Below are 18,597 nucleotides of genomic sequence, written 5' to 3' on the forward strand. Positions count from 1 at the left end.
TCAGGACAAATATCAGTCTTTTGGTTACACCATTCGGACTATCCAGCGGCAACCGTGAACACGTGCAACGTCCCACCGGACACCGAAGACGGCAGCGTCACGCCCTTGACCTGTTTGGACGGATCAAGCGCGACGGGCTCAGTGGCGAACACATAGGTGTTCAGCCCCTGCGAAGATCCATTGACAGAGTTGCGATACGAAGACGTGACGGCCTTCCGGTTGCCGAACGACGGCTGCTGCCCGCCACCACCGAGGGTCCAGTCGGAGAACCCGACCTGGGCCTGTTGCGTGGATCCGTCGGTGTAGGTGATCGTCAACGTGCCGGAGGCAGTCCCATTGGCCGCACTGCCGAGGAACGCGAGCTTGGTCGCGCCAGCCGCCGCTGGGACGTTCACTGTTTGTCCACCCGCGATCACGTTATCCGGCTCACCGACCGCGGTAACCGGCCAGGTATGCGTCAGACCGTCCACTGTGACCGTTCCGCCCGGTTTCAAACCAGCGTTGAACAACGCATTGGCCGAGTAACTGAACCCGACGTTGTCGAAGTTCGCGCTCGCCATCGCGTTGTCCGGCGATATCCCAACATTGTTGTAGACCGATCGCAGGCTGCCCGGCTGGGCGACCAGGATCTGCAGGGGCGCGCTCTGCAGGACGCCCTGCGGCCCAGTGAACTGAACAACCACTTGGTAAGTGGCCTCCGGCGTGCCGGGTTCGACCCGGACCGCGACCGATCGGCCCGCCCTGACGCCTGGCGGCACGATCACCTCGCTGCCACCAGGAATGACCGAGATCCCAGACGGCCCAGGAGCAGTCCACGTCACCCGGGCGCCATCGCCGGAGAAATCCTGCGCACCGATCTCAACGAATCCGGTTGTCCCGGCCGGAATCAAGATCTTCGCCGGTGAGACATACCCTCGTTGCCCAACCTCGCCGTCCCGGAACGACGGCGGCGCGTCACCAGGTCCTGTTCCCCAAGCAGTCGGCGTCTCGGACATGGTGAAGTCAACCGTGCCACCACGCTCCACAAAGGACTCAGGAAGCCACGTCCTCGTGGAGGGCCGACCATTGAAAAGGACTTCCGAGATATATGGTTCCTTCGACCCCTTGCCACGAATAGTAAGCTTGACTCCGGTAGCCCTGGTAACCACGATCTCGTCGAACAAAAGTCCATTGAGGACGAGCTCGGCCCGGCCAGGAATCATCGGATACATCCCCATCGCCGCCCAGACATACCAGGACGACAACTGCCCAAGGTCATCGTTGCCGACAAGCCCGTTCTCCTTGGGACTGTACAAGTCTGCGAGTACCTTGCGGGTGATCTGCTGTGTCTTCCGCGGCGCGCCAGCGTAGTTGTACAGCCAGGGGACGTGCGAGTTGGGTTCGTTGCCCATGAAGGCAAACGGCCTGTTCGGCCCGGCGTTGAGCTCCTTGAAGAACGTATCAAGCCGATCGACAACGGTCGCGTTCCCGCCGAACGCGTTGAACAGACCACGCGGGTTGTACGGAACCATCCACGCGTATTGGGCGCCATTACCTTCAACCCAACCATCCCCACTGGCCGGATTGAACGGCTGCACGAACGAGCCATCCTTGGTGCGCGGGTTGAGATATCCGTTGCCAGGGTTGTAGAGGTTCTGCCAGTTCTGGGCGCGTTTCATGAACGTGCTCCAAGTGGCGCCGTCGCCGAGCCTGCGTGCGAGTTCAGCGATGGCAAAGTCGGCACTGGTGTATTCCAAAGTGGTCGCGGCCGGACCCCACACATCGGGCGCACCCATCGGGATGTAACCCAGCTTCTGGTAATCCTCAAGCCCTGGGCGTTCGACGTATCCCTGAGTCGGCTGCGTCGCGCCTCTCAGCATGAGCAGAAGCGCCTTGGCGGCATCGAAGTCCCTGGCCCCGAAGGCATACGCGGTGGAAACGATGATGTGGTACGGATCCCCGTTCATCACACCGGTATATCCATTCGCGACAGTCCAACGATCCCAAGCCCCACCTTGTTCGGCGTACAACATCATCGACCGCGCGATATCCGAGGCCTCCTGAGGCGCCAACAAGGCAAGCAACTGTGACTGGGAACGATAGACATCCCAACCAGAGAAGTTCGTGTACACAGGTCTGTCCGTGGTGTGGACGCGCCCGTCGAACCCGGCGTACTTGCCATCAGTGTCAGAGAAGACGTTCGGCTGGATAAGGGAATGGTAGAGCGCGGTGTAGAAAGTGGTCCGCTCGTCGATCGAGCCACCCTTGACCTGAATCTGGTTGAGCCTGGCGTTCCAAGCGGCCCGTGCGCCATCCCTGACCTGCTCAAAGCTGCCGTTCTCGGTCGCCAGATTCCCCTTGGCCCCATCAGTGGACACAAAGGACAGTCCAACCCGGACATTGACGGTGTCGTTCTCGAACGTATCGAACGTGACAAATCCGCCAGAACCCGGACCAGAGACAGTGGTGTCCAGGGTTACGGGCTTGCGAGTTTTTGGTTCCGCGGTCTTCTGAGTCGCTTCCAGGTCCACCTTGGGCGATGCGCCACCGCGCTCAACCCGTTGCCCGTGCGTCACTTTGCCGTTCTTCCAAGTGCCAACCGCCTCGAACGGCCGGTCGAACTCAGCGTGGAAGTAAACGCGGTAGCGATGGTCCGCTCCGCAGAACCTACCGCTCGTCGCCCAACCACTGATGGAGTCAGTCCCGATAATCGTCTCGGCGTCATCCGTGCCCGCGACTGAGCCTGAAGTGTTGACCAGCACTGTCGCCGTCGCCCCGACCGGAAACTGCATCCGCCCGGCGCCCGTCCGTTGCGTGGCCGTGAGTTCGACCTTCGCCCCAGAATCCAAGCCAACTTTGTAATGCCCAGCGGCTGCGGTTTCGTTGGCCCGGTTGAACTTGGAGATGTACCGGTTGGGGTCTGTCGCCGGGGACGTGGTCACCTGGCCGACGAACGGCATGAACGGAATGTCCTGGTAGGTGCTGCATCCAGCGCCCGACAGGTGGGTCAGGCTGAACCCTTTGATGCGATTGTCGTCGTAGAAATAGCCGCCGTGCTGATGTGTGACGGTATCCGGACTCCACTGAACCATCCCAAAGGGCACAACCGCACCCGGAAAGGTATTGCCCGCTCCGCCGCCAGTGCCGTGATCAGGTCCCCCAGGTTTGGTCCCGATGTACGGATTGACGAGTTGAGCCAGGTCCTCGACAGCAGCCTGCGACTGGCCTATGGCTGTTGAAGCCTGGCCAATGGCCACGGGAGCTGAAACCGCACTCCATGCGACCGCCATAGTCACCGCCGCCGCCAACCACCTACTGCCTGGCATTTGCCACCAGGGTGACATTCGCCCGATCGCTGTCCGCGGCATGTGCCTGACCGCTCTGCGTGCCATGTGCCCGATCGCCTCTCGGATTGACTGACAACCTTGTCGCTATCAACCGTTCGTGTCGGCCACACTGCGCAGAGTTGCCGTCCGCGTCAACCCTTCACCAGATGTCCATCCACCCAGTTACCCCATCCGCACTAGCCATCACCCACCGCCGCCGTGTCCACCGTTCCAGCACACCGTGTCCACCGTTCCAGCACACCGTGTCCACCGTTCCAGCACACCGTGTCCACCGTTCCAGCACACCGTGTCCACCGTTCCAGCACACCGTGTCCACCGTTCCAGCACACCGTGTCCACCGTTCCTTGCGGACTTTTGTTTTAGGGCATCTTGCATTGCACCGCCCTGGCGCGTGTCCACCGTTCCGTCACGGTGAGTCAAACTGCTCGACTCGCTTCCAGCGCGGCTGGTACCCGCCGTGCGCCGCTCGCGGGTTCAACTCACCATGACGGAGCCGGTGGACACGCGAGAACGTGCGTACACACGCGAGAACGCGCGCTGATCCGTTCGGTGCCGTTGACATCGATCTAGCTCGGCGTGATACTCGGCGCCACCATGACAACGTTGTCGGAACCAGGGACACGCAAGGTCCGCCGGGCGACTATGAGTGATGTCGCTCGGCTTGCCGGTGTGAGCATCAAGACCGTCTCCAGGGTGGTCAATGACGAGCCCGGTGTCCATCCGGACACCGCTGAGCGCGTGCTGGCCGCGATCGAACAGCTGGGGTTTCGGCGCAACCTCGGCGCCCGCAACCTTCGCCGGGGCATGTCCACCGGCACCATCGGCCTCGTTCTCGAGGACGTCGGCAACCCCTTCTATTCCGTGCTGACCAGGGCGGTCGAGGAGGTTGCGCGCGCGTTTGGCCGTCAGGTGCTCACGGGTTCTTCCGCCGAGGATCCTGCCAGGGAACGTGAGCTGGCGTTGGAGTTCTGCTCGCGCCGGGTCGACGGTCTGATCGTGGTGCCCGCGGGCATGCAGCATGGATACCTTGTGCCCGAGATGCGGGCTGGCACGCCGGTTGTTTTCGTTGACCGGCCCGCGGGCGATGTCGTGGCCGACACCGTATTGGTCGACAACCTTGGCGGCACCGCGTCGATGGTGGCGCATCTCGCTCAGTACGGGCACACGCGCATCGCTTTCCTTGGTGACGCGCCCGATATTTTCACCGCCAGTGAGCGGTTACGGGGTTTTCGCGAAGGGTGCGCGAAAGCAGGCATCCGTTACGACGAATCCCTCGTCGTCATGGGTCCGCATACCGATGCCGGGGTGGCTAGCTCTGTCCGCCGCTTGCTGTCTGGCACCGCACCGGCTACCGCGCTGATCACCGGGAACAACCGGATCACCATCACGGTGTTACGTGCTCTCAACGCGTTGGACGCGCGGCCTGCCGTGGCCGGTTTCGACGATTTCGAGCTGGCCGATCTGCTCGACCCGCCGGTGACCGTGCTCGCGCACGACATCGCCGCGATGGGCCGTGCTGCCGCCGAATTGTTGTTCGCCCGGATGGAGGGCGACACGTCACCGCCGCGCAGGATCGTGCTGCCGGCCAACATCATCCCTCGGGGATCGGGAGAGGTACGCCCTTGAACAGCCCAGACGTCACGACCGGGAAATCCCCGGTGTGGCTGCCCGCCAACCAGCCTGCTCAGTTCTACGCCGGTGGCGGCTCGATCGAGGCACTCAGAGGTGCGGGCAACGCGCGGACGGACCACGGGCCGGAAGACTGGGTCGGCTCCACGACCACGCGCTACGGCATGGCGACGGACGGTCTGACCAAACTGGCGAACGGTCAATGGCTGCGGGACGCGGTCCGTGAACACCCGGAGAACTGGCTCGGCAAGGCACATGCGCAACGGTTCGGCGGCGATCCCGCTGTGCTGGTGAAGCTGCTCGATGCCGGACAGCGGCTTCCCGTGCACTGCCATCCGTCGGATGCCTTCGCGCAGAAGCACATGGGGTCACACTTCGGCAAAACCGAGGCGTGGATCATCGTCGGCGCACCGGACGACGGCGGTGCGGTCCACATCGGATTCAAGGAAGACCTTTCCAGCTCCACAGTGGCCGATTGGGTGTCCGAACAGGACACCGCAGCGATGCTCGATGCTTTGAACCCGGTGACTGTCCGCCCTGGCGACACGGTCTTCGTCCCAGCCGGACTGCCGCACGCGATCGGCGCTGGCGTGTTCATTGTCGAGCTTCAGCAGCCGACAGACCTCTCGGTTACGTTGGAGTGGAAGGATTTTCTCGACTCCGAGGCAGGTGGGCACCTCGGTTTCGGATACGACGTCGTGCTCGACTGCCTCGACCGGTCCGCATGGGGCACCGACCGTCTCAAGCAGATCGTTCGACACGCTGAGAGCGCGTCACCCGTCACAGACCTCCTCGGTCCGGACGCGGCAAGTTTCTTTCGGGCACAACGGATCCGTGGTGGCGCCACATTGGACGCTTCGTTCTCAATCCTTGTGGCACTTGAGGGTTCGGGTACGATCCGGACCGAAAACGGTGACGTGCCGGTACACAAGGGGGATACATATGTGTTCCCGCACGCGGTCGGACCAGCTAATGTGGACGGTGAGCTCGTGGCGATTCGCTGCCTGCCACCGGAGGTAACGTTGTGACATCTGTTTTGCAGGCGCAGAACATAGTCAAGCACTATGGTTCCGTCGAAGCCCTTCGCGGCGCGTCGTTCGAAGTCGGTCAAGGCGAAGTCGTCGCATTGATCGGCGACAACGGCGCCGGAAAGTCTACTTTGGTCAAATGCCTTTCCGGTGCGGAGATCCCGGATTCCGGAACGATCCTGCTCGAAGGCGAGCCGGTGACGCTGGATTCGCCGGTCACCGCGCGCCGCCTCGGCATCGAGACCGTGTATCAGGATCTTGCCGTCGCACCGGATCTCGATCCGGCCGCGAACCTGTTCCTCGGCAGGGAACTGCGCCGGAAGGGCTTGCTGGGCAAGCTCGGCGTGCTCGACAAGGCAACGATGCGCAAGCGCGCTGCCGAGGAGTTCACGCGACTTGGCGTGACGCTGCAGAGCATCGACGTGCCCATCGGAGCATTGTCCGGTGGGCAGCGGCAGAGCGTCGCCGTGGCGCGTTCTGTTGTGTGGGCCAGCAAAGTCGTGTTCATGGACGAGCCTACTGCCGCACTCGGAGTGGTGCAGCGGGAAAAGGTGCTCGACGTGATCAAGCGCGTCCGTGACGAAGGCATGGCGGTTGTGCTGATCAGCCACAACATGCCCGAGGTGCTGTCGGTGTCCGACCGGGTCGAGGTGCTTCGGCTCGGCCGTCGTGTCGCCCGGTTCAACGCCGCCGACGCCACACTGGAAGACCTGGTCGGCGCGATGACCGGTGCGTTGACTCAGGAGGACGCGGCATGACCACAGTGGACACATCGGCGCCGGTCGAGCGGCGGCCGCTGAGCGCGAGACTGTTGTCGGCCAACACGTTCTGGATCGCGCTGGTCCTGCTCGCGTTGATCGTGGTGTTCAGCGCGATGGCGCCGGACTCGTTCCTGACGTTCTTCAACTTCCAGCAGCTGTTCATCGAGACCTCGGTACTGCTGGTGATCGCGGTCGGGATGACGTTCGTGATCATCACCGGCGGGATCGACCTCTCGGTCGGCTCGGTCCTGATCTTCGCTGGCATGATCTCGGCGAAGACCATGGAGTGGATGAGCCCCAACCAGGACGCCAGCAACGCGGGCTGGGGCGTGATCCTGGTCGGCCTTGTCGTGGCGATCGCCGGCGGCTCAGTCTGGGGCCTGATCAACGGTTTGCTCGTGGCACGGGCCAACATCCCGCCGTTGATCGTGACGCTCGGAACCCTCGGCGCGGCGCTCGGTGTGGCGTCACTGCTGAACGACGGCACGAACGTGCGCACGGTTCCGTTGGAACTGCGGGACAGTCTGGGTTTCGGCACGTTGGAAGGCAACATCCCGAACCTGGTCGTGGTCGCCGTGGTGATCACGGTGATCTTCGGTTTGGTGTTGCACACCACCAGGTTCGGCCGCTACACGTTCGCGATCGGGTCGAACGCGGAGGCCGCACGGCGTTCGGGTATCGGCGTGACCCGGCACCTGACGAACGTCTACCTGCTGACGGGTTTCCTTGCCGGGATCGCGGGTTTCATGTCGCTGGCGTACTTCCAGTCGACGACGATCTCCGGGCACACCACGGACAATCTGAACGCCATCGCCGGTGTGGTGATGGGCGGGACGAGCCTGTTCGGCGGGATCGGCACGATCCTCGGCACGGTGATCGGCGTGTTCATTCCGGCCGTGCTGCAAAAGGGTTTCAACATCATCGGTGTACAGCCGTACTGGCAGCAGATCGCGGTCGGCGCGGTACTGGTCGCGGCCGTCTGGTTCGACCAGCAACGGCGCCGTTCTCAGAACAAGCGATAGTTTGGAGGTTCGAGTGTCAACGAAGACACTGGTTGTGGTGCTCGCCGCCGGAGCATTGGTGGCGGCCTGCGGTGGCCAGATCGGCCAGAACAACAGCTCGGGCGGTGGCCAGAGCAGCGGTGCCGCGCCTGCCAACAAGAACCTCGAACTTGTTGTCGGCGTGAAGAACGAGCCGTTCTACATCTCGATGCAGTGCGGCGCGGAGACAGCGGCGACCCAAGCCGGATACACGATCACAACGCAGGCGCCGGACAAGTTCGACCCGACGCTGCAGGCCCCGATCGTGACGGCACTCGGCGCGAAGAAGCCAGCGGCGCTGCTGATCGCGCCGACCGACGACAAAACGATGGCGCCCCAGATGAAGCAGATCAAGGACATGGGCGTCAAAGTGATCGAAGTGGACACCGCGCTGCAGGACACGAGCGTGGCCGCCTCCTCGATCTCGTCGGACAACACCCAAGGTGGCCAACTGGCCGCGCAGACGATGGCCAAGCTGACGAACGGCAAGTCCGGTTCGGTGCTTGTCCTCGACACCAAAGCGGGCACGTCGACAACGGCCGCGCGCGCGAAGGGCTTCGAGGAAGAGCTGAAGAAGACACCGAACCTGAAGTCGATCGGCGTCCAGTTCACCGAGAACGAGCCATCGGTCGCGGCACAGAAGGTGACCGCGGCGATCTCCAGCACCCCGGACCTGATCGGCGTGTTCGCGACGAACCTGAACACCGGTGAAGGCGCGGCGACCGGTCTGCGCAGCGCGGGCAAGGTCGGCCAGGTGCAACTGGTCGGCTTCGACGCGAGCCCGTCCGAAGTGGAGGGACTGCGCACCGGCGCGTTCCAGGCCCTGATCGCACAGGACCCAGGAATGATCGGAAAGACCGGCGTGGCACAGGCGATCGCCGCGATCGAAGGCAAGTCCGTGCAGCGCAACATCTCGGCGCCATTGGTCGCGTTGACCAAGGACGACATGGACTCGAAGGCGGAGTTCTTCTACAAGACGAAGTGCTGAGATAGGACCCCACCGGGGCACGCTTTCGGGCGTGCCCCGGTTTCAGTCCTCGGGCCTGCGCACATCGGATCGTCCGATTTTGTACTTCTCGCCGAGTTCCGCGGTGATCCCCTTCTTCGTCAACGGCGTGATGACGTTCTCTCGGACGCACCCGCCATGTCATCGGTTCCCAGGTAGACCCTCGTGAGTGGTTTGGCCGGGGTATCGGGCCAGCATCTAGCCACCTGTCCGAAACCCGCGAAACTGGCGACCAACCCGGAACCTCTCGAAAACGTGGAACAGGATGGATCCGAACGGCCGGCTGCCGCGTCATAGTCCACACGCGACGAACAGACGGGGACCCCATGCCTGACGGATACCGCCTTGAGCTCGGCGGCATGGGCAAGTTGATCGACCAGCTTGCCCATGCCGAGGAGCGGATGACCAAGGCCAACGACAACCTGCGTCATTCCTCCGCGAAGGACATGGGCAGCTTCCTGATCGACCAGGCGGGCAACGCCTTCCAGGACCGCTGGGAGTACGGCATCGGCAAGCTGGCTGAGTGCACGGGCAAGATGGTCGACGGGCTCGACGCCACCCGTAAGCAGTATCAGCAGGCTGACCAGGCCACTGCCGAATATTTCCCTGGCGCACAGGGCGACACGCAGATCTCCCGCAGGATGGGCGGTGCCACGTGAGCTACCCCGCACTCGGTTTCGACCCCGCACCTGGCACAGTCGGCTCTGTCACTTCGATCGCCGACACCATGACCACTGTTGCCACCGAGCTCAACGAGGCATACACCGCACTGACGAGTATCGGCCGGTCGAACAGTGTCTGGGAAGGCCAGGCGGCAGACAGCTTCCAGGGCAAGGTCGGCGAACTTCCCAGCTATCTGGACAAAGCACGCCGTTCGCTCGGCGACGCGTCGAAAGTGTTGCAGGACTGGGCCGACGACCTTGAGTCGATGCAGCGGACCGCGCGGGACTACGAGGTGCAGGCCAAAAAAGCCCTGCAGTCCGTGCAAAGCGCCGAGAACAATCCCGATCTCGGGCTCGCCGGTCAGATGTTCGACAGCGACGAGGCATTGCGCAGCGCGCAGCAACGGTTCGACCAGGCCAAGGCTCAGCTCACGGGTGCGCAGAACGACTTGACCGCCATCCGTGAGCAGGCCAAGCGCTTGCTCGAACAGCATCAGGATCTGGCCGAGCGGGTCGCCGACGCGTTGACCAAGGCCAAGGACGAGGCGCCGGAGGAGCCTGGATTCTTCGACCGGATCGGCGAGGCGCTCGGCGACATCGTCGACGGCGTCAAGGAACTCGCCTCGGACGTCTGGAACTTCGTCAAGGAGCACGCCGACGTCATCGCCAAGATCGGCACCGTGCTCAGCGCGGTCGGCAATGTCCTTGGTGTCGTGGCGATCGCGACCTGTTGGATTCCTGGCGTGAACGCGGTCACGGCCACGGCCGCCGCCGTGGTGAGCGGTGCCGCCGCCGGGACCAAGCTCCTGGCCAAGGCGGCGGGCGCGGACGTGTCGTGGACCAGCATCGGGATGGACGCGATCGGCGCGATCCCGGGTGGCCGAGCGGTCGCGGGCATGAAGAACGCCGCCGTCCAGGCGGCGCGTACCGGCCGCGGGGTCGCCAGGATCCCGGTGGCCGGGGCGAAGGTGGTCAGGATCGGCGAAGACACGTTCACACCGATCACGAAAGCCGCGTTGCGCGCGGATCCAGCTGGTGCGATGTACGACGCGGCGCGCTACACGCACGCGAACGGCGTGAAGATGGCGAACTGGATTCCCGGCGTGAACATCACCGACGCGTTCTCCACCGGCGGCCTGATCGCGGGCGCGACGGTGAACAGCGGCATCAAGACCGGCATCGGGCTGGGCATGGCGTACGGCAAGGAACAGGTCAAGGAGCACTCACCGTGGTGACGTCCGTGCGGCAACTGCGCGAGTTCAATCTTGTCCTGCCCGAACAGTTCGTCGAGACTCCGCGCGGTGAGCTGACCGAGGAGGGCCTGCGTGCCCTGGCAAGCCAGATCGCCGGAGTCTTCAAGACCGTCGAGCTGGACACGGGCTCGGTCGCGGCGGCCATCACGCTGGCCTCCGTCGGCGCTGGAGTCGCGGCAGGCGGGGCGTCACACGTGTCAGCGGGCATTTTCAAGTCGACCGACGGTCAACGGCCACTCCTTGTGCTGCTCAGCGCGTACGTCATGCCGTCCGATCACGCGTCCGTCCAAGCAGCCGTCAGCGGCTTGCTGGAGATCCACGAAAGCCAGCAGTCCGGCCTGGTGCGGACCGTCCAACTGGACTCCGGCCCGGCGGTGACCGTGGAATCGCGGGCGGACAGCGAGATCAAGATCGGTGTGCCCGAGGAGACCTTCGAGATCTCCCAGCACGCGCTCACCGCGTGGCTGCCCGACGAGGATGGCACTACGTTGGTGGCGTTGTCCGTGATGAGCACGAACACCGAGGACTGGGCTGACGTCAAGGACCTGGCCGAAGGCATTTTCGACGGGTTCTTCTGGCAGCCGCGAGGAAGCGCCGATGACTGAGTGGTCGAAGATCACCAAGACCGCCGAACGCCACGCGAGACTGCGCGAGCAGGTCGCGCACATGTGGGGCGACGGACCGGCGTTGTCCATCCTCGTCGAGGAGTTCCGGCCCGCGTACGCGGTTGACGGCCGCAGGCGCAACGGATCTTTCACCGGCCAAGGCCGGATCCGGTGGTTCTTTGGGCGAATTCTCCTGCCGATCCGCAACACCCTGCTCACGCTGCTGGCCATGGTGTCGGGCGGCACGCCCCAGCACGGCTTTCGCAACAGCAAGGTCAGCGGCCCAGCCACCAGTATGGCGGTCAATTTCGCGGACGCGACACGGAACGAGCATCAGCGATACCAGGTGGACTGGTGCTGGTTTGTCTGGACTCGCAACCGATCCGCGCTGATCCGAGTCCCGCACGAGGAGTTCCGGGTCGAAACTCTGTGGCAGGGCGACGGCCCCATGCGCCCATATGTCGACCCGGCGAGCCGCACACTGCGATGGCGTGACGGGTCGACTGTCGTGCTGCACCTTGACGCATGGGAAGCCCGGCAGGCCGCACAGCTTCCACCTGGATAAACAGAAAGTAGCCAACCCCTTACCCCGTCGGGTCACCGATGCTCTACGATCGGTAATCGTTACCACGAACGGACAACAGGGGAGATTGCCCGTGGGTGAGAACGTAGCGTTGATCAACGCGTGCCGCGCATTGCGGGCAGGCACAGGCGAAACCAGCTACATGCTGTCGACGTTCCGCCGGACGACCGTGTACGCGGAGCGGCTCGACAACGCGATCCCAGTCCGGGATCACCCGCCGGGTGAAGGCTATTGGCTGCCGGTGTACTCGTCACTGCAAGAGATGGCACGCTCTGTGCAAACCGAGTGCCTGTACTTCTCGTTGACAGGCGCGGATCTGCTCGACGACATGGTTCCGTCGATGATCAGGGCACACGGTCGCGCTGTCGCCGTGATGCTTGATCCGCTTGCCGAGCACGCCATGGCTTTGCCGCCGGTGAGCGGAATCGTGCCTGACGACGTCGCAGTACCGGGAGGTACCCGATGAGCGGTTACACCATTGACCTCGTCGCGATGAACAACGCGTACAACGGAATCACGGATGTCCTGAAGCAGCTGCGCGAGTTGGGCATCTACGGCGCTGAGGAATCCGGCGCGCCCATTGAGAGTCTCGATCTGGGTGAGAGCGTCACCGGGCACGAAGCCATCAGCGACCGGATCGACGAAGTGCTCATGCGCGCCCGATACGTGCTGCGGGATCTGCTTGACGACGGCGACGACATCGCGGACAAGCTCAAGGAAACGCTGAAGGTGTACCAGAAGATGGAGGACGACACGAAGTCCGGCTTCAGCCAGCTCTGGGACAACTGGTCGGGCCAGTTCACCATGGAGTCGCCGAGAGCCGGTATGCAATGACGGTTCCGCACCTGGGTTTCACCTCCGATCCCAAAGACCTCATCCCCGGTGAGCCTGATGAGTTCGGCCCGACCATCGACGGGCTCAACAAAATGGGCCGCGCGATGCGGCAGGCGGGCGATGGACTGGCCAAATTGGACACTGCGGAGCACTGGTCCGGCCCGGCCGCTGACTCGTTCCGCAACCGGTTCGACGCACGTCCGGAGATGTGGTCCCGTTACGGCCAAGTGCTCAACGATGTCGCGGGCGCGTTGACGCCGTACCGCGACGCTTTGGCTGAGGCGCAACAGGAAGCAGCCAGGGCCATCGAAGCGTACAAGCGTGCGCAGCAGAAGACCGAGCAGGCACAAGAAGCGTTCGAGGCCGCCGTTGAGGAGCGCAGTCGTAACCTCTGGCAAGCCGGGCGCCCGATGGAGTTTCCCGAGTTCGTCGATCCCGCCGCTGGCGAAAAGGCGCAGGCGCAGAAGATTCTGGACGACGCGAAGGCGAAACTGTCTGCTGCGTCGGACAAGTGGCACTATCGCATCGCGGAGCTGCGCGACCAGTTGCCCGAGGAGCCAGGCTGGCTGGAGCGGCGGCGGATCGATCTGGTCGACCATGCCTCCCTGATGGCGACGCAGACCTGGGAAGTCGTCGACGGCGCCGCATCGGCGGTCGCGGGCATGGTGCAGATGGTCCGCATGGTCAACCCGTATGACCCGTACAACCTGAAGAACCCCAAGGAGTACGTCGAAAACCTCGGCACTGTCGCCGCCGGGCTGTGGCACGCGGCGACGAATCCCATTGAGACCGGCAAACAGATGCTCCAGTGGGATACGTGGAAGGACTCGCCAGGCCGGGCGCTCGGCAACCTGTTGCCAGACATCGTGATGACGGCGGCGACTGGTGGCGCGGGTGCTGCGGGTGCCGCGACCCGTGGCGCTCTTGGCGTGGCGAAGAACGCGATGGAAGAGATGATCGAGGCCGGGACGAGGACCGCGACCCGGCACGCGGACGACATTCCGACCCCGCCGAAGTGGGACGACATCTCAGACTCCGGGTATCACGAAGGCCCGCTGCACGACTGGGGGCCTGGGAGCAAGCAACCCGACACACCGTCCATCTCGGACCGGCTGGACGGCGACGCACCGTCTCGGCCGACGCGCGAGCAGTGGGAGGACCACGGTCCCGAGGACCCGCTGCGCCCGACGCAGGAGGAAGTCGAGCATTACTACGGGGACCGAGGCGATCCACCGCCGAGCCGGGAGCCGGACCCGCCGAGCCAATCCGAGCCGGGCCAACCCGAACCTCACCACCAGCCGGACCCGCCAAGCCAGCCTGAGCCACCGCAACGTCCGGAGCCAATTTCCCGCGATGAGCTGATCGACCGCGACTACCGCGCGGATGAGAGCGACCACGCCGCATACCGGGACCGTTACGGCGATCCCGATCCCCGCTTGTACGACGACATCCGGCAGCACCATCCCGAAGCCGCGAAGATCCCGAACGAGGAGCTCGACGCGATCAACCGGTACATGGGCCGCGATCACGCTGATATGAACAAAGCGTTGTGGGATCAGGACCCTGGCGCGCTGGCGAACCAGGACGCGGCGATCCGCAACGCCACGTCCGGCATGAACCGGCTCGACGACTACGTCGGCATGGTCGAGCGCGGTATCGACGTGCCGAAGGAAAAGATCCCCGAGCTGCTCGAGCGCTACCAGCCAGGCGGCGAGGTGCGTGAACGCGGCTTCACCAGCACCGATGTGGTGCAAGGGAGTCCTGGCAACGTCAAGTTCCTGATCGAGTCGGTGACCGGCAAGGACGTCTCGTTCCTGCGCGAGTCAACCGGCCTGCACGAAGTCGCTTTCCCGCCGTTTCACCGCTTCGCGGTAAAAGACGTGCACGTGGATGACGTCACCGGACATGTCACCATTCGCCTCACCGACAAAGGAAGGTAACCATGTTCGATCCCGAACTCATCAGGAAGGTCGAGGAACGCAACGCGGCCTACTTCGCCTCGCTGTCCGACGAGGAAAAGGCCCGCCACCTAGCGAGACTAGAGGCAGATAAACGCCGTGAGGAAGAACTGGCGAAAAACCCTCCGCCCCCGCGGGAATGGCCGTCCTGGTACAACAACAAGCCGATCGGGCTGGACGAGGACTACAAACCCTTCCCCCTCGACGACTAAATCCCTCGTGAGTGGTTAGTAGGGTTAGAACACGGCTAACCACTCACGAGGGTTCACCTGTTCAAATAGGCCAGTACTGCCAGGACTCGGCGGTGTCCGCCGTCGCTGGGCGGAAGGTCCAGTTTCGCGAAGATGTTGCCGATGTGCTTGTGCACGGCCCGCTCTGTGACTACGAGCTTCGCGGCGATGTCGCCGTTGGCGTGCCCTTCGGCCATCAGTCCGAGCACTTCCGTCTCACGTGGACTCAACGTGCTGATCGGGTCTTGCCCTTGGCGCCGCCGAACCAGAAGCTGCGCAACAACTTCGGGATCCATCATGGTTCCGCCCGAGGCAACCCGGCGCAGCGCGTCCACGAACTCGTCAACCCGGCTGACCCGGTCCTTCAACAGATAGCCGATTCCGCCACGCCCGTCGGACAACAACTCCGTCGCATACGTTTCCTCGACATACTGCGAAAGCACGAGCACCGGCAGTGACGGGAACTCCGCACGAACCGCCAACGCCGCACGCAGTCCCTCGTCACGGAACGAAGGTGGCAGTCGAACGTCCACAATGGTCACGTCCGGCCGATGTTCTCTGACCGCTGAGATGAACGTCTCTCCATCACCGGCCGTGGCCACAACCTCGATGCCGCTGGTTCGCAGCAGCAGGTTGAGGCCTTCGGCCAGCAGGACATTGTCCTCAGCGATCACAACGCGCAAGGGAACTCCACCGATATCACCGTCGGCCCGCCCGTCGGGCTGTCGACGGCAACCGTACCGTCCAGCGCGGCCACACGTCGCCGCATCCCGACGATCCCTGTCCCCTTTGTCTCGTCGACACCGCCGAATCCGTTGTCGGACACCGTGATGCGCAAGCATTCGTCCCGAGTAACGCGCACTGACGCGCTCGTCGCATTGCTGTGCTTGGCAATGTTCGTCAACGCCTCGGTCACCACGAAGTACGCCGCCGCTTCGACCGGAGTCGGGACCCTCCCCAGGTCCTCGGTCTCCACCACCGTCGGCACCGGGCAACGAGCCCCGACGGCTGCCAGCGCCCCGTCGAGGCCGCGGTCGGTGAGGATCGGCGGGTACATCGTCCTGATCACGTCGCGAAGCTCTCCCATCGCCTGTTCGGCGCCTTCGCGTGCTTCTCGGATCAATGTCGACGCGGGATCCTTCGCGTCCAACGTTTTCTCGGCCACCCCAAGCCGCATCGCGATGGACACCAGCCGCGCCTGCGTGCCGTCGTGCAGGTCACGCTCGATCCGGCGCAGTTCCGCGTCGTGCGCCGTGACCGCTCCCGCCCTGGTCTCGGTCAGCTGCTCGACCCGCTCGGCCAGTTTGGACGGAGACAGCAGCAGCTTCGAGATGTTCGCGTGCACCCTGGCAAGCACCGGTACCCCGAACCACGCCAGCGCCAGCCCGACCACCGCGGTTGGCGCACCGACCAGGATCGCCCGGCCGAGGTCGGTGATCTCCACGTTCATCACCTGCAACGGCTGGCTCTCCGGCATCGCCCACCAGAAGAACAGCATCAACGTGCTGAACACCGCGAAGACCGAAACGAGTATCCCGGCCATGCCGAACGCGAACCCGAGGAACGTGTTGGCGATCAGCCACACCAGGTCACGCCACGTGGTCTGGTCGGTGATCACCTGCCGCACCCTGGCGAGCACCCCGCCGGTCAGCGGCCGGAACTGCTGCTGGATCGGTTTGCCGAGCACCCAGCCGACCAGCTGGCGGTGAACGTCCGTCCACAGTCTGATGATCATCACAACGATCGGGAACAGCACGAACCCGAGCCCGGCCACGATCAGCGAGATCCCGCTCAGCGGCAGCAGCATCAGCAACGGCATCGAAAACGGAGCGCTGAACCCGACCGCGGCCAGGTATCCGACGCTCTTCCCCCACTGCTTCACCATGTCCATGAGTCTGCCCTGGTCGTCTGCCCGGCACAGTGGTACCGACTACACCATTTCAGCCCCGGTACGCGCCAAGGGAGGCCCTCGCGCGTTCAACGCCGTGAAGGTGACCTTCACGGCATAAATCAGGCCGCGTCACGGTCACCGAGGTGGGTCATCCGCTCGGCGATCAGCTCCGGCGTCGGCCTGCGCATCTCGCCAGCGAACTGGCCGTCGGCCAGGAAGATCACGGAGTCAGCGTACGAAGCCGCAACCGGGTCGTGCGTGACCATCAGGACTGTCTGGCCCATGCCCGAGACCACGTTGCGCAGCAGCTCAAGGACCTGACGTGCGGTCCTGGTGTCCAGCGCGCCGGTCGGCTCGTCAGCGAAGACCACGTCCGGTTTGGTCACCAGGGCCCGCGCGATCGCCACGCGCTGCTGCTGACCACCGGAAAGCTCGCTCGGCAGCCGGTTGACCCGCTCGTCCAGTCCGACCGCGCGGATCACCTGGGCCAGCAGCGCGCGATCCACCCGCTTGCCTGCCAGACGCAGCGGAAGGGTGACGTTCTGCGCCACAGTCAGCGTGCTGAGCAGGTTGTACGCCTGGAAAACGAACCCGATCCGCTCGCGGCGCAGCACGGTCAGCTGGGTCTCGCTCATCCCGGACAATTCGGCGTCGCCGAGCCAGACCTGCCCGCTTGTCGGCACGTCCAGACCGGCCGCACAGTTCAGGAACGTGCTCTTGCCCGACCCCGACGGCCCCATCACCGCGGTGAACGTGCCGCGTCGCAGCTCGATGTTGACGTCACGCAACGCGTGCACGGTCCCCGCGCCGGTGCCGTACGTCTTGGTGACGCCGCTCATCCTCAACGCCGGCGCCATCGTCATCACCTGTGTGTTCATGGCGGTAACGCTATTGAGGACGAGCGGGCCCCAGAATGGCTTCTGCACCCGACTACGAGGTGGGGTTAGCCCTACCCCCGTTCGAAGTCGGCGACCCGCGCGGCGTACTCGTCGAGTATCCGGAGGGCCTCGTCACGCGGCCGCGACGGCAGGAAAAGCCCGAGGCGTTCGATGCCCAAGCCCCGGTAGGAGGCCCAGAGATCGAGGTCCTTGGACGGCGCGCCGAACATGCTGACCGGCACGCTACGGCCAGCGCCATCGTTCAGCTGGGCGATCCGCTTGGTGAGCTGCCCGACCGTCAGTGGGTTGGTCAGCCAGCCCGCGTCGTACTTGATCACACGGCGGACCATGGCGTTCGAGTCGCCACCGATGTAAATCGGTGGCTGACGGACCGGCTTCGGGCGGCTGTGCACGGGGTCGAAGTCGACGAATTTGCCGTGGTACTCGGCCGGTTCGTTGGTCCACAGCGCCTTGATCGCCTCGATCCGCTCGTCCAGCAGGGCGCCGCGGGTCGCCGGCTCGGTGCCGTGGTTGCGCATCTCCTCGAGGTTCCAGCCCGCCCCGACGCCGAAGATCAACCGGCCGTTCGAGATCAGGTCGATCGACGCGGCTTCCTTGGCCGTGATGATCGGGTCGCGCTGGATCAGCAGGGCGATCCCGGTGAACAGCTGGATTCTCTCGGTCACGGTCGCCGCCGCGGCAAGCGTGACGAAGGGGTCGAGGGTCTTGTAGTAGACCGGCGGCATTTCCCCGCCGCCGGGGTAAGGAGTCTCGCGTTTCGCGGGGATGTGCGTGTGCTCGGCGATGATCAGGGAATCGAAACCGCGTTCTTCGATGGCACGGCCGAGATCGGCCGGGCCGATGGCGTCATCGGTGACGAACGTGGAAATGCCGAACTGCATCAAGCAACTCC

The 18,597-nt window shown here is 64.2% G+C and carries 18 protein-coding genes; 13 read left to right on the plus strand and 5 right to left on the minus strand.

Going from position 1 to position 18,597, the window contains the following annotated elements; genetic code table 11:
- Positions 1-38 precede the first annotated feature (38 nt).
- Complete coding sequence (locus LWC34_RS34930) at positions 39-3,347, minus strand: GH92 family glycosyl hydrolase (protein WP_504925754.1); 3,309 nt, start codon at positions 3,345-3,347, stop codon at positions 39-41.
- Positions 3,348-3,968: 621 nt separating this feature from the next.
- Between LWC34_RS34930 and LWC34_RS34935 the strand changes: the two genes are divergently transcribed.
- The 13 genes from LWC34_RS34935 (at position 3,969) to LWC34_RS34995 (ending at position 14,897) form a co-directional block, all read left to right on the plus strand.
- A complete protein-coding gene (locus LWC34_RS34935) occupies positions 3,969-4,952 on the plus strand; it encodes a LacI family DNA-binding transcriptional regulator (RefSeq protein WP_233729529.1) in 984 nt (327 codons plus the stop codon).
- A complete protein-coding gene (locus LWC34_RS34940; protein ID WP_233729530.1) occupies positions 4,949-5,983 on the plus strand; it encodes a class I mannose-6-phosphate isomerase in 1,035 nt (344 codons plus the stop codon). The genes LWC34_RS34935 and LWC34_RS34940 overlap by 4 nt, the downstream gene beginning before the upstream one ends.
- A complete protein-coding gene (locus tag LWC34_RS34945; protein ID WP_233729531.1) occupies positions 5,980-6,741 on the plus strand; it encodes an ATP-binding cassette domain-containing protein in 762 nt (253 codons plus the stop codon). Before LWC34_RS34940 ends, LWC34_RS34945 begins: the two co-directional genes overlap by 4 nt.
- Complete coding sequence (locus LWC34_RS34950) at positions 6,738-7,766, plus strand: ABC transporter permease (RefSeq protein ID WP_233729532.1); 1,029 nt, start codon at positions 6,738-6,740, stop codon at positions 7,764-7,766. Before LWC34_RS34945 ends, LWC34_RS34950 begins: the two co-directional genes overlap by 4 nt.
- Before the next feature lie 13 nt (positions 7,767-7,779).
- Positions 7,780-8,772 carry an ABC transporter substrate-binding protein gene (locus LWC34_RS34955; RefSeq protein ID WP_233729533.1) on the plus strand — a complete coding sequence of 331 codons (993 nt, stop codon included), beginning with the start codon at positions 7,780-7,782 and terminating at the stop codon, positions 8,770-8,772.
- Positions 8,773-9,116: 344 nt separating this feature from the next.
- Positions 9,117-9,449, plus strand: a complete 333-nt coding sequence (locus LWC34_RS34960) for a DUF6317 family protein (RefSeq protein ID WP_233729534.1) — start codon at positions 9,117-9,119, stop codon at positions 9,447-9,449.
- Complete coding sequence (locus tag LWC34_RS34965) at positions 9,446-10,687, plus strand: putative T7SS-secreted protein (RefSeq protein WP_233729535.1); 1,242 nt, start codon at positions 9,446-9,448, stop codon at positions 10,685-10,687. Before LWC34_RS34960 ends, LWC34_RS34965 begins: the two co-directional genes overlap by 4 nt.
- Positions 10,681-11,310, plus strand: coding sequence for a hypothetical protein (locus LWC34_RS34970; RefSeq protein WP_233729536.1), 630 nt, complete (start codon positions 10,681-10,683; stop codon positions 11,308-11,310). Before LWC34_RS34965 ends, LWC34_RS34970 begins: the two co-directional genes overlap by 7 nt.
- A complete protein-coding gene (locus tag LWC34_RS34975; RefSeq protein ID WP_233729537.1) occupies positions 11,303-11,875 on the plus strand; it encodes a hypothetical protein in 573 nt (190 codons plus the stop codon). The genes LWC34_RS34970 and LWC34_RS34975 overlap by 8 nt, the downstream gene beginning before the upstream one ends.
- A 91-nt stretch (positions 11,876-11,966) precedes the next feature.
- The gene (locus LWC34_RS34980; RefSeq protein ID WP_233729538.1) at positions 11,967-12,359 is read left to right on the plus strand and encodes an SseB family protein; all 393 of its coding nucleotides are present in this window, start codon (positions 11,967-11,969) and stop codon (positions 12,357-12,359) included.
- Positions 12,356-12,727, plus strand: coding sequence for a hypothetical protein (locus LWC34_RS34985; protein WP_233729539.1), 372 nt, complete (start codon positions 12,356-12,358; stop codon positions 12,725-12,727). The genes LWC34_RS34980 and LWC34_RS34985 overlap by 4 nt, the downstream gene beginning before the upstream one ends.
- Positions 12,724-14,667, plus strand: coding sequence for a putative T7SS-secreted protein (locus LWC34_RS34990; RefSeq protein ID WP_233729540.1), 1,944 nt, complete (start codon positions 12,724-12,726; stop codon positions 14,665-14,667). The genes LWC34_RS34985 and LWC34_RS34990 overlap by 4 nt, the downstream gene beginning before the upstream one ends.
- 2 nt (positions 14,668-14,669) lie before the next feature.
- Entirely contained in the window at positions 14,670-14,897 is a 228-nt protein-coding gene (locus LWC34_RS34995; RefSeq protein WP_233729541.1) for a hypothetical protein, read from the plus strand.
- A gap of 53 nt (positions 14,898-14,950) precedes the next feature.
- Here the strand turns inward: LWC34_RS34995 and LWC34_RS35000 are convergent, their stop codons facing one another.
- The 4 genes from LWC34_RS35000 to LWC34_RS35015 form a co-directional block, all read right to left on the minus strand.
- Positions 14,951-15,598 (minus strand): response regulator, encoded by a 648-nt coding sequence (locus LWC34_RS35000; protein ID WP_233729542.1) that lies wholly within the window; start codon positions 15,596-15,598, stop codon positions 14,951-14,953.
- On the minus strand, positions 15,586-16,800 hold the full coding sequence (locus LWC34_RS35005; RefSeq protein ID WP_233729543.1) for a sensor histidine kinase: 1,215 nt from the start codon (positions 16,798-16,800) through the stop codon (positions 15,586-15,588). Before LWC34_RS35005 ends, LWC34_RS35000 begins: the two co-directional genes overlap by 13 nt.
- A gap of 125 nt (positions 16,801-16,925) precedes the next feature.
- Positions 16,926-17,684, minus strand: coding sequence for an ABC transporter ATP-binding protein (locus LWC34_RS35010; protein WP_372496688.1), 759 nt, complete (start codon positions 17,682-17,684; stop codon positions 16,926-16,928).
- 71 nt (positions 17,685-17,755) lie between these two features.
- Positions 17,756-18,586: an LLM class F420-dependent oxidoreductase gene (locus LWC34_RS35015; protein WP_233729544.1), complete on the minus strand. Its 831-nt coding sequence runs from the start codon at positions 18,584-18,586 to the stop codon at positions 17,756-17,758.
- Between the last annotated feature and the right edge of the window lie 11 nt (positions 18,587-18,597).

It is taken from the genome of Kibdelosporangium philippinense, from assembly GCF_021390435.2.
Taxonomy (GTDB): domain Bacteria; phylum Actinomycetota; class Actinomycetes; order Mycobacteriales; family Pseudonocardiaceae; genus Kibdelosporangium; species Kibdelosporangium philippinense.

Bases quoted from the DNA above. Each gene is read 5' to 3' on its own strand.
- LWC34_RS34930 (WP_504925754.1), bottom strand. From the start codon at position 3,347: ATGCCGCGGACAGCGATCGGGCGAATGTCACCCTGGTGGCAAATGCCA.
- LWC34_RS35010 (WP_372496688.1), bottom strand. From the start codon at position 17,684: ATGAACACACAGGTGATGACGATGGCGCCGGCGTTGAGGATGAGCGGC.
- LWC34_RS34995 (WP_233729541.1), top strand. From the start codon at position 14,670: ATGTTCGATCCCGAACTCATCAGGAAGGTCGAGGAACGCAACGCGGCC.
- LWC34_RS34950 (WP_233729532.1), top strand. From the start codon at position 6,738: ATGACCACAGTGGACACATCGGCGCCGGTCGAGCGGCGGCCGCTGAGC.
- LWC34_RS35015 (WP_233729544.1), bottom strand. From the start codon at position 18,586: ATGCAGTTCGGCATTTCCACGTTCGTCACCGATGACGCCATCGGCCCG.
- LWC34_RS34960 (WP_233729534.1), top strand. From the start codon at position 9,117: ATGCCTGACGGATACCGCCTTGAGCTCGGCGGCATGGGCAAGTTGATC.
- LWC34_RS35005 (WP_233729543.1), bottom strand. From the start codon at position 16,800: ATGGTGAAGCAGTGGGGGAAGAGCGTCGGATACCTGGCCGCGGTCGGG.
- LWC34_RS34935 (WP_233729529.1), top strand. From the start codon at position 3,969: ATGAGTGATGTCGCTCGGCTTGCCGGTGTGAGCATCAAGACCGTCTCC.
- LWC34_RS34975 (WP_233729537.1), top strand. From the start codon at position 11,303: ATGACTGAGTGGTCGAAGATCACCAAGACCGCCGAACGCCACGCGAGA.
- LWC34_RS34990 (WP_233729540.1), top strand. From the start codon at position 12,724: ATGACGGTTCCGCACCTGGGTTTCACCTCCGATCCCAAAGACCTCATC.
- LWC34_RS34985 (WP_233729539.1), top strand. From the start codon at position 12,356: ATGAGCGGTTACACCATTGACCTCGTCGCGATGAACAACGCGTACAAC.